General features: G+C 76.1%; 13 protein-coding genes. 9 read left to right on the forward strand and 4 right to left on the reverse strand.

Going from position 1 to position 13,671, the window contains the following annotated elements:
- Positions 1 to 4 precede the first annotated feature (4 nt).
- From F593_RS30540 to F593_RS0104890, 4 genes are all read left to right on the forward strand, one after another.
- Entirely contained in the window at positions 5 to 646 is a 642-nt protein-coding gene (locus F593_RS30540) for a TetR/AcrR family transcriptional regulator (RefSeq protein WP_211216154.1), read from the forward strand.
- A 102-nt stretch (positions 647 to 748) separates the two neighbouring features.
- Positions 749 to 1,780 carry a hypothetical protein gene (locus F593_RS0104880; protein WP_022927638.1) on the forward strand — a complete coding sequence of 344 codons (1,032 nt, stop codon included), beginning with the start codon at positions 749 to 751 and terminating at the stop codon, positions 1,778 to 1,780.
- A gap of 164 nt (positions 1,781 to 1,944) precedes the next feature.
- Positions 1,945 to 3,411 (forward strand): RNA polymerase sigma factor, encoded by a 1,467-nt coding sequence (locus tag F593_RS27790; protein ID WP_022927639.1) that lies wholly within the window; start codon positions 1,945 to 1,947, stop codon positions 3,409 to 3,411.
- Positions 3,412 to 3,494: 83 nt separating this feature from the next.
- Positions 3,495 to 3,950 carry a hypothetical protein gene (locus F593_RS0104890; protein ID WP_022927640.1) on the forward strand — a complete coding sequence of 152 codons (456 nt, stop codon included), beginning with the start codon at positions 3,495 to 3,497 and terminating at the stop codon, positions 3,948 to 3,950.
- Between the two features lie 151 nt (positions 3,951 to 4,101).
- Here the strand turns inward: F593_RS0104890 and F593_RS0104895 are convergent, their stop codons facing one another.
- Both F593_RS0104895 and F593_RS0104900 read right to left on the reverse strand, forming a co-directional pair.
- Positions 4,102 to 5,070, reverse strand: a complete 969-nt coding sequence (locus F593_RS0104895; RefSeq protein ID WP_022927641.1) for a hypothetical protein — start codon at positions 5,068 to 5,070, stop codon at positions 4,102 to 4,104.
- Between the two features lie 173 nt (positions 5,071 to 5,243).
- Positions 5,244 to 5,789, reverse strand: coding sequence for an FxsA family protein (locus tag F593_RS0104900; RefSeq protein ID WP_022927642.1), 546 nt, complete (start codon positions 5,787 to 5,789; stop codon positions 5,244 to 5,246).
- Between the two features lie 49 nt (positions 5,790 to 5,838).
- Between F593_RS0104900 and F593_RS0104905 the strand changes: the two genes are divergently transcribed.
- Both F593_RS0104905 and F593_RS0104910 read left to right on the forward strand, forming a co-directional pair.
- Entirely contained in the window at positions 5,839 to 6,135 is a 297-nt protein-coding gene (locus tag F593_RS0104905) for a metal-sulfur cluster assembly factor (protein ID WP_022927643.1), read from the forward strand.
- Positions 6,136 to 6,224: 89 nt separating this feature from the next.
- Positions 6,225 to 7,928: a S8 family peptidase gene (locus tag F593_RS0104910; protein ID WP_022927644.1), complete on the forward strand. Its 1,704-nt coding sequence runs from the start codon at positions 6,225 to 6,227 to the stop codon at positions 7,926 to 7,928.
- Positions 7,929 to 8,022: 94 nt separating this feature from the next.
- Here the strand turns inward: F593_RS0104910 and F593_RS22540 are convergent, their stop codons facing one another.
- The gene (locus F593_RS22540) at positions 8,023 to 9,465 is read right to left on the reverse strand and encodes a WS/DGAT/MGAT family O-acyltransferase (protein ID WP_022927645.1); all 1,443 of its coding nucleotides are present in this window, start codon (positions 9,463 to 9,465) and stop codon (positions 8,023 to 8,025) included.
- 109 nt (positions 9,466 to 9,574) lie between these two features.
- On the opposite strand from F593_RS22540, the gene F593_RS0104920 reads away from it, so the two are divergent.
- From F593_RS0104920 to F593_RS0104930, 3 genes are read left to right on the forward strand one after another with little or no spacing between them, the layout of a single operon-like run.
- A complete protein-coding gene (locus F593_RS0104920) occupies positions 9,575 to 10,573 on the forward strand; it encodes a M28 family metallopeptidase (protein WP_022927646.1) in 999 nt (332 codons plus the stop codon).
- Between the two features lie 48 nt (positions 10,574 to 10,621).
- Complete coding sequence (locus F593_RS0104925; protein ID WP_084629478.1) at positions 10,622 to 11,665, forward strand: 4-hydroxy-3-methylbut-2-enyl diphosphate reductase; 1,044 nt, start codon at positions 10,622 to 10,624, stop codon at positions 11,663 to 11,665.
- A 7-nt stretch (positions 11,666 to 11,672) separates the two neighbouring features.
- A complete protein-coding gene (locus tag F593_RS0104930; protein WP_022927648.1) occupies positions 11,673 to 12,821 on the forward strand; it encodes a metallophosphoesterase family protein in 1,149 nt (382 codons plus the stop codon).
- Between the two features lie 51 nt (positions 12,822 to 12,872).
- Here F593_RS0104930 and F593_RS22545 read toward each other — a convergent pair whose 3' ends face one another.
- Positions 12,873 to 13,658 (reverse strand): thioredoxin domain-containing protein, encoded by a 786-nt coding sequence (locus F593_RS22545; RefSeq protein WP_022927649.1) that lies wholly within the window; start codon positions 13,656 to 13,658, stop codon positions 12,873 to 12,875.
- Positions 13,659 to 13,671 lie beyond the last annotated feature (13 nt).

Below are 13,671 nucleotides of genomic sequence, written 5' to 3' on the forward strand. Positions count from 1 at the left end.
CCACGTGGAGCCCACACCCCGCCGGACCGCGGCCCGGCCGGCGGGGGGCGTGCTCGGGAAGCGCGAGCAGACGAAGGCCGCCAACCGGGACGAGATCCGCGCGGCGGCGGTCGACGCGTTCACCGAGCTCGGGTTCGGGGCCACGACCGTCCGCGACATCGTGCGGCGCACGTCCCTGGCCTCGGGCACCTTCTACAACTACTACGCCGACAAGGACGCGATCCTGCTCGAGCTCTTCGCGGAGCACGTGGGGGAGGCCGACCGCCGCATGGCCGAGGCCCGCGCCGTAGCGACGACGCCCCGCGAGGCCGTCGAGCTCGGCGCGGCCGCGTACTTCCGGCTGCTCATGGAGCGGGCGGATCTCCTGGCGATGTTCCGCCGCAACGCGGGCACGCTGCGCGCCTACGCCGCCGGCGACCTCGTCGCGCACATCGTCGAGAGCCTGCGCGAGGACCTCGACCGCCTGCTCGCGGACGCGGGCAGCCCCGACCTGGACACGGAGCTCCTCGCCGCCGGCGTCATCGGCGCGGGGATGGACATCGTCATGCGCTTCGCCGAGCGCGGCGGCGACGACCCGGAGCCCGCGATCGCGGTGATCCGCGCCCTGCTGGTCGACGGCATCCTCGGCGGCCGCCCCACGGGCTGAGCTCGGTTCTTCTCGCAACGTGTCGGGCGACACCCCGGGGCCGGCGGGACGACCTACAATCGCTCCGTGTTCTGCCGCCATGGTCGTCGTGAAGATCGGTGCGTGATCTGCCTCCGGGAGAAGCGCGCGAAGGCGGCCAGCAAGCCCAAGAACCCCGGCAAGGTGACGAGTGCCCGCCGGACGGAGAGCTCCCACGCCGCCTCGCGCAGCGCCGCCTCGGGTGCGCTGGCCGGCCGGCGCCGCGCCGCGACCTCCTCGAGCGTGAAGGTCACGAAGCTCACCCGTCACGCCGGCGATGGCTGGGGCAACGAGCTGGTGCCGGGCCTGAACGCGAGCCGCGACGCGCACGACCTGCTGAGCGAGCTCTCGCGCGCCCGGGTGCGCCTCGACCGCCTCGCGACCGACGCCCCGGGCCCGTACGCCACGGCGCGGGCGCTGGCCGGCGGCGAGGCCGAGGACCGCGAGGAGGCCGCCTGGATCCTCTTCCAGACCGCCTACTACGGCCCGCTCGAGGGCGGCGAGCCGTTCCGCGAGATCGACCGTCTGGTCGTGCGTTGGGACGAGGCGCTGCCCGACGCCGAGGCGCTGCAGAACGCGCAGGTCGGCCCGCGCGGCGCGCACGCCCACGACCGCGGCGTCGCGACGCTCCAGGGCTACCGCGAGTGGGCCCGCAAGGTCGGCGGCCAGCTCAAGGGCCTCGGCGCCGGCGGCACCGACCCGGCCCGCCGCTTCGACGCCGCGTACCGCGCGCTCGCGCTGCCGGGTCTCACGCGCCCCGCCCGCTACGAGTTCGTGGTCACCCTCGGCCGCCTGGGCCTCGTGGACGTCAACCCGTGGTCGCTGCTGCTCGACGCGGGTCGCGACCCCGTCTCCGTCGCCGCGAAGCGCGCGTTCCTCACGGGTGATGCGGTTCTGCTGCAGCGCCGGTTCGGCGCGTTCCAGCGCGAGCTCGGCGTCCCGGTCGCCGCGTTCGACCTGGGCCTCCTCAACTGGGACCTGCGCCCGTCGCCGACCGCGCCGAAGGGCTACCTCGAGGGCGGTGTCCCCTGCGAGCCCGACGCGGACGAGGTCGCGATGCTCGCCGAGGCGCTGGGTCTGCCGGGCGAGGACGCGCCGGACGCCGCCGCGGGCTGAGCGGGGTCCGCGGCCGGGGCGCCGCCGACGGCCCGCGAGCGGCTCGGTGGCGCGGCATACGTTGTCCACGGAGAGTGGCGTCGCAGGTCGGGGGGTGATTTGATGCGGCGCGGCGGGTCCCCCCGGTGAGCCGCCCTCCGTCCTCGTCCCGTACTCGCCCCCGCATGCCCGACTCCCCCTCGGCGGATCTGTCCGATCCGCCCGCCCGTCCGCTCGACGCCGTCGGCGCACGCCCCCGCCCGCTGCCCGGCGCGCGCCCGCGGTCATCGACCGGCGGGGGCCTCGACGCGGCGCGGACGCTCGAGGACAACGCCCGCGCGATGCTCCGGGTGGCGCGCCGGTACTCCTACTGCGAGGACGACGCCCACGACGCGGTGCAGGCGGCCGCCGAGCGGTTCCTGAAGCACCAGGGCGAGATCGTGGCGGAGACGGCGACCGGCTGGCTCGTCACGGTGGCCCGCAACGAGGCGCTGCGCGTGCGGGAGCGCCGCGGTCGCACCGGGGCGTTCGAGGACGACGACGACCGGCGGCTCGTGCACACGGGTGACGGCCCGGAGGACCTGGCCTCCCGCGGGGAGGAGCTGTCCCTGGCCCGCGAGGCCCTCGGACGGCTCAAGCCGCAGGAGCGCCTGGCGCTCTGGCTCCAGGCGGAGGGCCGCTCGTACGACGAGATCGCGGCGGAGCTCGACTGGAGCAGGACGAAGGTCAACCGGAACATCGCGGAGGGCCGGGCCAGCCTGCGCAAGACCCTCGCGGGGATCGCGATGGGGGAGAGCTGCGCGGCGGCCGGCCCCCGGATCGACCGCCTGGCGTCCGGGCACGCGTCGCGGGACGACCTGGCGGAGCTCCGCCCGCACCTGCGCCGCTGCTCGAGTTGCCGCGGGCGCCTGCGGCGGGCCCGGGGCGGGCGCTGGGGCACCGTGCCGCCCGTGCTTCTGGCGTGGACGGGCTGGCTCGGGCGCGCGGGCCAGACCGTGCCCGCCCCCGCCCGTCCGCGGGTGGCGGAGGTCGTGGCCGAGCGCCTGGCCCTGCTCGTCCCCGCCAGCGCCGGCGCGGTGACCGAGGCCGGCCTCGCGCTGACGGCCGGGGTCGCGGCCGTCGCCCTGGGCGCGGGCGTGGTCGCGGGCGGGACGGGGCAGGACGCCCCGCCTCCGGCCGAGCGCCGCGCGCCGTCCGTGGCCCGCGCGGCGGCGTCACCGGCCCCGTCCCCGGCCGTCCGGCCCGTGTCGCCCGTCGTCGCGGCGCTCGGGGCGAGCGTCGCTCCCGCGGGGGCGGCCCGCACGGGGACCGAGGCGGCGGCGCGCGCCGCCGAGCGGCGGCAGGCGACCCGCGCGGCTGAGCGGCGCGCCGAGCGGGCGGCCCGGCGGCGGGCCGCCGTACGGCGGGCGGCGGCGCGACGGGCGGCGGCGCGACGAGCGGCGGCGCGACGAGCCGCGGCCCGCCGAGACGCCGCGGCGCGGTCCGCGGCGCCCTCCGGCCCCGCCGCGCCGGTCGCGCCGGCGGCCTCGGCACCCGCCCCGACCCCGGCTCCCGTCCCCGCCGCCGCCGCGCCGTCCGGCGGCGGCACCTCGTCCCGGAGCGGAGCCGCGAGCACGGGGGGCAGCGCCGCCGACGAGTTCGGGTTTGAGTAGCCGTGCCCGCCGCGCACCCCACCGCGGGCTCCGTCCGCCCCTGTCCGTAGCGTCCACCGCGTCGTCCCCGAGAACGGATCCCCGTGGAACTCGTCTTCATCAATCCCCAGGACGCCATCCGCGTCATCGCCGAGTCCATCGGCCGCGAGGCGCGCCGGCAGCTCGTCGGCGAGGTCGTCCGCGCCTGGGTCGACGAGATCCCGGAGCCGGAGCTCGTCGGGCAGTACTCGCGCACCCTGGCGGAGCTCGACGACAACGACCTCTCGATGCTTGCCGCGTGGCACGCGTCGATGGAGGTCGGCCAGCCCCTGGCCAACCGCGACTTCCTCGTGCGCGTCTTCCCGACGCTCGGCGAGAACCGTCGCGAGGCGCTGAAGATCGCCGCCGGGTTCCGCGGCGAGGACGCCTTCGACGCGGGCGTGGCCGAGGAGCAGGCGCTCGGCGCGATCCTCCCGCACCTCTCGAAGGAGAGCGCAGCGCTCATCGTGCAGGAGGCGCTCGAGCTCTACTGCTGGGACCGCCTCGGCTCCGAGAACTAGCCGGTACGCCTGAGGCGGCCGTATGCCGGCGCATCTCGGCCCGGCCGGGGCTCGGCAGTACTTGCGTACAGCTCTCACCCCGGCCCAGCCGACCTGCGTGGCCTACGCCCACCTCAGACGCACCGGCGCGGGCGTTCGGGCCCGCGCCGCGTCAGTCGATGCGGCGGAGCACGTCGTAGCGGCCGACGCCCTGGCGGCCGCGGAGGCGCCAGCGGAAGAACGCCATGTCCAGGCGCATCCGGCCGAGCTCGATCGTGGTGCCGGAGATCGCCTCGCCCGTCGCCGTCCACACCGGGCCCTCGTCGCTCTCCCACAGCTCCACCGTCGCCAGCGTGTGGCGTCCCGTGGCGTCCGTCGTCGTGGAGATGCGGGGCTCCGGCGCGTCGACCGCCTGCGGCGGCCCGACGGCGACGACGTCCTCGTCGTCCTCGTCCTCCAGGTCGTCCTCCTCGCGCGCCTCGGGCAGTGCGGGGCGGACGACCGTCGACCACGCGATCTCGTCCGCGTGCGTGTGGCCCTTCGCGGGGCGCAGCGCGCTGACGTTGAACGCCAGGTCGTCGCCGAACCAGCCGGTGACGGTGCGGGAGAGCGAGATCGTCGTCCAGTCCGGGGCGCCCCACTGGTGGCCGCGCTGTCCGACGCCGTCGATCCGGATCGTCCGCTCCTCGTGGGCGGGGGCCAGCAGCGTCAGCGTCCCCGTCACGCGGCACGGCTGCTCGTAGCCCTCCATGCCGCCGAGGCGCGCCGCCCGGGTCTTCGGCTCCAGCACGAGCGACGGGCCGGCGGCCTCGAACGTCAGGTCCAGGCGCCCGGCGACGGAGTCGACCGCGGTGCGCCAGCGACGGTGCGGCTCGAGGACCTCGTGGTCGATGCCGGCGGCCTTCACCGCGGCGTAGTCCTTCGGCGTGCCCTCGACGGCGATCGCGCCCTCGGCCTGCGCGATGGCCGGCTCGCCGTCGACGAAGACCATGATCAGCCCGGACGCGCCGTCGGCCGTCAGTCCGATGCGCACCGAGCCCTGCACGCCCGCGGCCTCGTCGGCGAAGGCGCAGGTGACGGCGTCGCTGAACGTCGGGTCCTCGGAGAGACGGGGGCGTTCCAGCGCGGGGTCCAGGGCCATCGCGCGATGATCGCACGGGGACCCTCCGCGGGCTCGTCCCGCCCCAGGGCCGCGGGCCCCTGCCGCTGGTGGTCGGCCCCGGCGCGCCCCCGAGCCGGAGGCGCCGACGCGGGCGCCACCGGGAGGCGTCGACGTGGCCCGGGCCCGGAGGCGCCGGCGCGGCGCCGTTCCGGTCAGGCGCCGGAGCGCGGGGCGCCGTCGCCGTCGACCCGCGGGGGCAGGATCGTCGGCGGGGCGTCCGCGTGGGGCGCACGCTCGGTGGCGTGGCCCTCGACGTCGGCGGGCGCGCCGGGTCGCCCGGTGCGGGCACGGTCGAACGCCCAGCCGGCACCACGGGCGCCCAGGACGACCGGCAGCGCGAAGCGCCGCAGGACGAGCGCGCCGATCACGGGGCGGAGCACCGCCCGCACCGGCGGGAGTAGCAGCAGGAGCCCGAGGGCGCCGCTGACGAGGCCCGGGAGGACGAGCAGCACGCCGGCGAGGACGACGAGGCCGGTGTCGGCCACGCGGCGTCCGACGGGCCCGCCGCCCTGGGCGGCGGCGCCGACGCGCCTCCAGGCCTGGATCGCCCGGCGCGAGAGCACGCGGGCGCCGAGGAGCGAGCCACCCAACAGCAGGAGCACCACGGGGAGCACACCGATGAGGTCGGCGACGCGGACGGCCACGAGGACCTCGACCACGGCACCGCCGAGCAGCAGGGCGAGGAGCACGAGGGGCATGCCCCTACGGTACGCCGAGCCGGCGCGGGCCGTGTGCCACACTCGGTGCATGGCCACCGTCGAAGATGTCGAAGCCGCGCTCGCGAACGTCATCGACCCCGAGTTGGGGCTGGACTTCGTGGAGCTCGGCCTGATCTACGGGATCGAGATCGAGGGCGGGCACGTGCAGGTCACGTACTCCCTGACCACCCCGGGCTGTCCGATTGGCCCGCAGGTCGAGTCGCAGATCGAGGAGTTCGTCCAGGAGCTCGAAGGCGTCGAGTCCGTGGGCTCCGAGGTCACGTTCATCCCGCCCTGGACGCCGGAGAAGATGAGCGAGGACGCGAAGTTCGCGCTCGGCTTCTGACCGGCGCCGGCGTCGGACCGCCCGAACGGGCGGCTTTGCGCCCGGCACCGAAACCCGCGGCCTCCTCACGGGTTGAGGACCGCGACACCATGAACCGCCCCGTCCTCCGTCATCGCCCCCTGTCCGTGCTCGGGGTGGTGGTCGCCTGCGCGACGCTCGCGGGGACGACCCTCGGAGCCGCGACGCCCGCGGGGGCGGCCACGCCGCCAGCCGCGCCCACGACGTCGGGCCCCACGGGCCGGCTGCTCGTCACCGTCCGCGGCGCCCACGGGAACGCGACGCACGCCGTCTCCGACCGGGTCGAGGACTCCGTCCGCCAGGCCGGCTCCCGTGCCGTGGCGGCGGACGCGACCGGCACGACCGCGGCCGTCCGGGCGGGGGACGCGGCGTCCCGCGCCCGGCTCAAGGCCCGGCTGGAGCGCGACCCCGACGTCGTCGAGGTCGTGGAGGAGCACCGCGCGGCGGTGCGCGCGCTCCCCAACGACGCCGTCCTGCACGACCAGGACCCCGCCGCGCCGCCCGGCGTGGAGTTCGGCTGGTGGGCCAAGGGCATGAAGCTCCCGCAGGCGTGGTCGCTGGCCAATGGCAAGGGCACCACCGTCGCCGTCATCGACTCCGGGTTCGACCTCACGCACCCGCAGCTCTCGGGCATCGTCGACCGCGCCCTCGTCATCGAGAGCCAGGGCGTGCCCGGCACGGCCCGCACCGACGAGTACGGCCACGGCACGCACGTCGCCTCGCTCGCATGCTCCGCCTTCAACGACGGCGCCGGCACCGTCGGCGCCGGCGGGCGCTGCCGCCTCATCACGATCAAGAGCGACCTCTACGACACGAGCGTCGCGAAGGCCGTGAAGAAGGCCACGGCGCTCGGTGCGGACGCGATCGTCATGAGCTTCGGCGTCGACGGCGACGTGCCCGCGCCGGAGTTCCTGAAGCAGGCCCTGCAGGACGCCGCCGACAAGGGCGTCGTCCTGGTCGCCGCCGCGGCCGACAAGGCCACGACCCAGCAGGGCTACCCCGCCAACGTCCTGCAGCCGACGGGCACGGGGGCGGACCTCGAGGCGGGCATAGGCCTGTCCGTCACCGCGGCGCTCGCGACCGGCGTGCGGGCGAGCTTCGCCGGGTCCGGCAGCCAGATCAGCGTCGCGGGCTACGGCGCGTTCGCCGACGTGAGCGGCCCCCCCGGGATCCTCGGGGCGTTCCCCGCCGCGGTCACGGCGAACGAGCAGCCGTCGAAGGACGGGCCGGCGGTCGCGAAGCGGGTCCCGTTGCGGGGCGACACGCGGTACGCGTACCAGGCGGGCACGTCCATGGCGACCCCGATGGTCGCCGGCGTCGCCGCGCTCGTGCGCACCGCGAACCCGGGGCTGACCGCCGCCGGCATCGTCCGCGTCATCAAGGACACCGCGTCCCGTCCGGAGGGCTGGACGACCGGTACGGGCTGGGGCGTCGTGAACGGCTACGCCGCGGTCGACACTGCGCGCCGCATCGACCTGCGCGCGCCCCGCGCCACGTTCCGCAGCCGCTCCCGCACGATCTCGGGGTCGCGCACGACCCTGAGCTGGACCGTGACGGACAAGGCGCCGAAGCCGCTCGTCGCCTCGGGCGTGCGCCGCGTCGAGGTGTGGCGCAGCGTCGACGGGAGGCGCTTCGCCCGCGTGGCCGCCACCGGCGCCACGCGGCTGGCGGTCTCGGTGCCTCGCGGCACGGTGCGCTACGCGCTGCGCGGCGTCGACCGCGCCGGCAACCGCGCGGGCATCACGAAGCGCGCGACGGTCACGATCACCCGCTGACGCGGCGCCCGGTCACGACCCGGCGCCGCCCGGTCGCGCCTGAGGCCGGCCGCTCACCCCTGAGGCTCCCCCGTCCCGGCCGCTGCCGCCCGGATCAGTCGCCCGCCACGGCCGCCCGGTCGGCGGCCCGGTGCGCGTTCACCGTCTGCGCGAGCGAGTCGAGATCGTCGACGGCCGCCGCGATCCCGTCCGCGAGCAGCTTCAGGTCGGGTACGGCGTCGCGGTCGGCGATCAGTCCGAAGTTCACGGCGCCGTCGTAGGAGAGGATCGCGATCGCCAGCGCGTGGTCCTGGGGGAGGAACGCGATCGGGAACGCCCGCTCCATCCGCCGCCCGCGGAAGTAGAGCGGGAACTGCGGCCCCGGCACGTTCGTGACGAGCAGGTTGAAGAGCCGCGTCGAGAACGTCAGCCGCGACGCCTGCGCGAGGATCGTCGGCGGGGCGAAGCTCTGCACGTTGGCGATCGTCTCCGCGCCGAGCGCCTGCTTGCTCTCCTTCAACCCCTTCATCGCCTCGCGGATGAACGTCAGCCGCTGCACCGGGTCCTCGATGTAGACGGGCAGGGGTCCGCGCATCGCGGTCAGCCGGTTGCCGAGCTGCCCTTGCTCGTTCGGCGACCGGATGGAGACGGGGACGAGCGCGCGGAGCTCGAGGCCCTGGGTGCGCACGCCGCGGTGGCGCAGCCATTCGCGCAACGCGCTGGTGACGGCCGCGAGCATGACGTCGTTGACGGTGCCGCCGAAGGCGTCCTTGATCCGCTTGTAGGCGGCGAGGTCGCCCTCCACCACGCGGTAGCGGCGGTGGGGGCCGATCGGGACGTTCAGGGGCGTCGGCGGGGCGGGGTTCAGCAGCGCCCACGCCATCTCGCCGACGCCCTCCCCGACCTCCTTGACCCGGTGGATCGCGGCCTTCGGGCGGCCGAGCGCCTCGACGGCCCGGGCGGCCCCGAGGACGGCCGCGCGTCCGACGCCGAGCACGCCGTCCGTCAGCAGCTCCGCGCGCGACGGGACGGGGCGGGCCTGCCACGCCTCGTCGGGGTGGGGGATCTCCATCGGCTCCGGCCCGATGTCGAGCAGCGCGGTGGCGATGTCGATCCCGCTGAGGCCGTCGATGAGCGCGTGGTGCGTCTTCGAGATCATCGCCCAGCGGTCCGTCTCGAGCGCCTCGATGATCCACAGCTCCCACAGCGGCTTGGAGCGGTCGAGGCGCTGGGAGAAGATCTGCGCCGTCGCCTCCCGCAGCTGGTCCCGGCCACCGGGGGAGGGGAGCGCCGTGCGGCGCACGTGGTACTCGAGGTTGAACGCCGGGTCGTCGATCCAGACCGGGTTGCCCGACTGCATCGGGGCGTGCTCGAGGCGCTGGCGGTAGCGGGGCAGCAGGTGCAGGCGTCCACGGATCGTGTCGAGGATCTCGTGGAACGCGGGCGGGGGGCCCTCGAAGAGCGTGAGGCCCCCGATGTGCATGTGCGACGCCGGCCCCTCCTGGTGGAGGAACCCGGCGTCCACGGCCGTGAGCCGGTCCGTCTGCTGCTGGGCCATGCGGTGGGGTCCCCTCCGTCGGTGTGCGCGGGCGTCCGGGGCGCGGGCCCCGGACGATCCACCCTACCCGCCGCGACGGGCCCCGGCCACGGGTGTCTACGCTGGGGCGATGCCCGTCCGCCGCGCCTCCGACACCGGCCGCCCGGGCGGCCGTTCGCGGGCGTGGATCGTCGCCGCGGGGGCGGTCGTCGCCGCGGTGCTGGTGGCGGTCCTCGTGCTGATCCCGCGGGGCGAGGAGGCCACCCCCGCGGCGGGTCGCGGGCTCGACGCCGACCTGGCTGCGGCCCGACGGACCGACGCCGCGGTCCCGGCGGCGACCACGCGCCGGTTCGACGCCGACCGGGCGCTGCGGCTCGTGCGGCTGCAGCTCCAGGCGGGCCCGCGGCCCTCGGGAAGCCCCGCGCTGGAGCGGGTCCGGCGCAGCCTGCTGGCGCGCCTGCCCCGCGCGCGGCGCGAGGCGGTCCCGGGCCACCCGGGGCTCTTCAACCTCGTCGGCACGATCCCGGGCCGCCGGCCCGCGATCGTGCTCGCCGCGCACTACGACACGCAGATCGAGCCCGCCGGGTTCGTGGGCGCGAACGACTCCGCCGCCGGCACCGCGGTCGTGCTCGAGGCCGCCCGCGCGCTCACGGGGACCAAGCGGCCCGCGGGCGCCCGCGAGGTGCGGTTCGTGCTGCTGGACGGCGAGGAGCTGCCGCCGGGCGCGGCCGACGCGGACTTCCTCGCCCAGGGCCTGCGCGGCTCGAAGGCCTACGCCGCGGCGCACGCGCGGAAGCTCGGCGCCGTCGTGGTGGCGGACTACGTCGCCGGGCGTGGACTGCGGCTCCCGCGTGAGCCCGGGTCCGACGAGGAGCTGTGGGCCCGGGTGCGGGCCGCCGCGCAGCGGGCGGGCGTGGGATCCGTCTTCGCCGGCACGGGCCGCGTCGGCATCGTCGACGACCACGTGCCGTTCCTGCAGGCCGGCGTGCCGGCCGTCGACCTCATCGACTGGGACTACGCGTACAAGCAGACGGCGCAGGACACGCTCGACCGCCTCTCCGCGCGGGCGATCGACGCGACGGGGGAGACCGTCGTCGACTGGCTCCTGACGGAGCGCCGCCGCCGCTGAGGGCGACCACCCCACCGGGCCCCGGCGTCTGCAGGCCGCGTGTGCGTCATGTCCGATCCGTCGGGTCGGGTATCCGCCCACGGCTCGCCCGAAGGCGCGTACCATGGAGGAGTGAGCTCGCTCCCCACCCCGGACACCGTCCTGCTCGCCCGCCCGCGCGGCTTCTGCGCCGGCGTGGACCGGGCCGTCGTCACGGTCGAGCGTGCGCTGGACCTCTACGGACCCCCGGTGTACGTGCGCAAGGAGATCGTCCACAACAAGCACGTCGTGGAGAGCCTGCGCGCCCGCGGCGCCGTCTTCGTCGACGAGCTGACCGACGACGTCCCGCAGGGCGCCGTCACGGTCTTCTCCGCGCACGGCGTCAGCCCGGCCGTCCACGAGGACGCCGGCCGCCGCGGCCTGCGCACCATCGACGCCACGTGCCCGCTGGTGACGAAGGTGCACCGCGAGGCCGTGAAGTTCGCCGAGGAGGGCTACCACATGATCCTCATCGGCCACGCGGGCCACGAGGAGGTCGAGGGCACGATGGGCGAGGCCCCCGACCACATCACGCTGGTCGAGACGATCGACGACGTCGACAAGCTCGACATCGACCCCGAGACGGAGAAGCTCGCCTACATCTCGCAGACGACCCTCTCCGTCGGCGAGACGCGCGACATCATCACCCGCCTGCGCGAGCGCTTCACCCACATCACGGGTCCGCGCAAGGACGACATCTGTTACGCCACGACGAACCGCCAGGCGGCCGTCAAGGAGCTCGCCGAGCAGTGCGATCTGGTGCTCGTCATCGGGTCGAAGAACTCCTCGAACTCGCTGCGCCTGGTCGACGTCACGCGCGAGCTCGGTACGGACTCGTACCTCATCGACCACGTGGACGAGGTCGACGACGCGTGGCTCCAGGGCCGCCGCACCGTCGGCATCACGTCGGGCGCCAGCGCGCCGGAGGAGCTCGTCGAGGGCCTCGTCGACCTCTTCCGCCAGCGCGGCACGACGGAGGTCCGCGAGCTCGAGGTCGTGCGCGAGGACGTGCGGTTCATGCTGCCGAAGGCCATCCGCGTGGAGCAGGCCGCCCGCGAGGCCGTTCAGGCCTAGGGCGCCGGTGCCCGACCCGGCGGGCGGCGCGGTCGTCCCGACCCTCGTCGTCTCGGACCTGCACCTCGGGGCGAACTCCGGCATCGACCTGCTCCGCGAGGACGGCGTCGCCCGACGACGCCTGTTCGACGCGATCGACGGCGTCGGCCGACTCGTGGTCGCCGGCGACCTGCTCGAGCTGCGCCACGCCCCGCCGCGCGAGATCCTCGACCGGGCCCGCCCGTTCCTCCGGGCGTTGGCGGAGCGGCTGGGGCCCGACCGCGAACTGCTGCTGCTCCCGGGCAACCACGACCACCGGCTGATCCGCTCGTGGCTCGACGCGCAACGCCTGGACGGCCACCCCCTGCCGCTGAGCACCACGCTGGACCCCGCCGACGCGTCGCCGCTGGCCGCCACGCTCGCCGAGGCCCTGGCGCCCGCGCGGCTGCGGGTCGCGTACCCCGGGGCGTGGCTCGTCCCGCCGGGCGCGAACGGCCGCGGAGGGGTGCTCGTCATGCACGGGCACTACGTCGACGCCCTGTGGCGCATGCCGACGTTCGAGCGGCTCTCCGCCGGCCTCGCGGCCCGCACCCACGGGGTCACGCCGGACGACCTCCGGGGGCCGGACGACTTCGAGCGGGTCCTGGCCCCCGGCTACGGCTGGATGGACGGGCTGGCCGACCACGCGACGGGCCTGGCCGTCGGCGCCACCCAGCGGGCGTCCTCGACCACCTGGGAGCGCCTGAACGGCGACCGCGGCTGGACGGGGCGCGGCCTGCGCCTGGCGGTGCCGCGCGTGCTCGCCGCGCTCGAGCGCGCCGGCCTGGGGCGCTTCGAGCGCGAGCTGACGCCCGAGACGCTGCGCGCCGCCGGCCTGCGGGGGACGGACCGGGTCGCCGAGGCGCTCGGCGTGGCGCCCGACGCGCTGATCTTTGGGCACACGCACCGCGCCGGGCCGCTGCCGGGCGATCCCGCGTGGGAATGGGCCACCCAGCGGGGCGGCCGCATGCTGAACACGGGGGCGTGGGTGCACCCCCGCACGGCGCCCATCGGTCCGGAGGCCGGTCCCGGATCGGCCTACTGGCCGGGGCGGGCGGTGTTGGTCGACGCGGACGGGGCGGCCCGCCCCCTGCGCCTGCTCGACGACGTCGCGGACCTGCGCGGCCTGCAGGACTGACGGGGCCGGGGGCTCAGGCGGGTCGGACGCCCCGGGCGCGAGGCCCGGGGCTCAGGCCGCGCCGGACCCTCCGGGCGCGAGGCCCGGGGCGAAGCTCACGCCGTGGACGACGGTGCCGTCGCCGGGCTCGAGCACGAGCTCGGCGGTCGTCGAGACCTCGTGGGCGACCAGGCGGTAGGCGCCGGGATGGTCCACGACGACGGTCTCGCCGTCCACGACGAGCGAGCCGGGGCCGTCCGGACCGGGCTCGAGCACCGCCCACACCTCGCCGGCGGTGTAGGTACCGGACCAGGCGCCGGGCTGGTCCGGCGTCGGCATCGCGAGCAGCGCGTCGTCGTCGTCCAGGGGCCGCAGCGGCGCGAGCGGCTCGGCGTCGGACCCGAGCAGCTCGAGGATCGCCTCCTCCGTCTCGCGGTAGCCGCCCTCGCCGTGCTCGTAGTGCACGAGCCAGCTCGTGCCGTCGAAGAGGTAGCGGGCCGGCCAGCCCGGGGTCTCGAACTCGTCGCGGTAGGCGCCCTGGTCGTCGATGAGGACCGGGAAGGTCACCCCGAGGCGCTTGATGGCCGCACCGACGCGCTCGTAGCCGCGGGAGAGGTCCGAGGCGGGCCAGTGCACGCCGACGACCCGGAGCCCGGCCTCGCCGTAGCGGGCGTCCCACGCCTTGAGGTACTCCAGGCTGCGCACGGACGCGGGGTTGGCGAAGTCCCAGAACTCGATGAGCACCGGGCGACCCTTCTGCTGGTCCATCCGCAGCATCGCGACGTTCGCCCAGAGCGCCGGGCGGGGGAACGGAGGGGCCGGGATCGTCTCGGCGGGCACGCGCATGAAGGGCGACACGGTACATCGTCGG

Origin of the sequence: Patulibacter americanus DSM 16676 (assembly GCF_000420025.1) — a bacterium.
Lineage (GTDB): Bacteria > Actinomycetota > Thermoleophilia > Solirubrobacterales > Solirubrobacteraceae > Patulibacter > Patulibacter americanus.

Excerpts from the sequence above, each read along its gene's own strand:
- F593_RS0104895 (WP_022927641.1), bottom strand. The coding sequence starts at position 5,070 with ATGGCCCTGGACCCCGCGCTGGAACGCCCCCGTCTCTCCGAGGACCCG.
- F593_RS27790 (WP_022927639.1), top strand. The coding sequence starts at position 1,945 with ATGCCCGACTCCCCCTCGGCGGATCTGTCCGATCCGCCCGCCCGTCCG.
- F593_RS22540 (WP_022927645.1), bottom strand. The coding sequence starts at position 9,465 with ATGGCCCAGCAGCAGACGGACCGGCTCACGGCCGTGGACGCCGGGTTC.
- F593_RS0104900 (WP_022927642.1), bottom strand. The coding sequence starts at position 5,789 with ATGCCCCTCGTGCTCCTCGCCCTGCTGCTCGGCGGTGCCGTGGTCGAG.
- F593_RS0104910 (WP_022927644.1), top strand. The coding sequence starts at position 6,225 with ATGAACCGCCCCGTCCTCCGTCATCGCCCCCTGTCCGTGCTCGGGGTG.
- F593_RS0104920 (WP_022927646.1), top strand. The coding sequence starts at position 9,575 with ATGCCCGTCCGCCGCGCCTCCGACACCGGCCGCCCGGGCGGCCGTTCG.
- F593_RS0104905 (WP_022927643.1), top strand. The coding sequence starts at position 5,839 with ATGGCCACCGTCGAAGATGTCGAAGCCGCGCTCGCGAACGTCATCGAC.
- F593_RS0104925 (WP_084629478.1), top strand. The coding sequence starts at position 10,622 with ATGTCCGATCCGTCGGGTCGGGTATCCGCCCACGGCTCGCCCGAAGGC.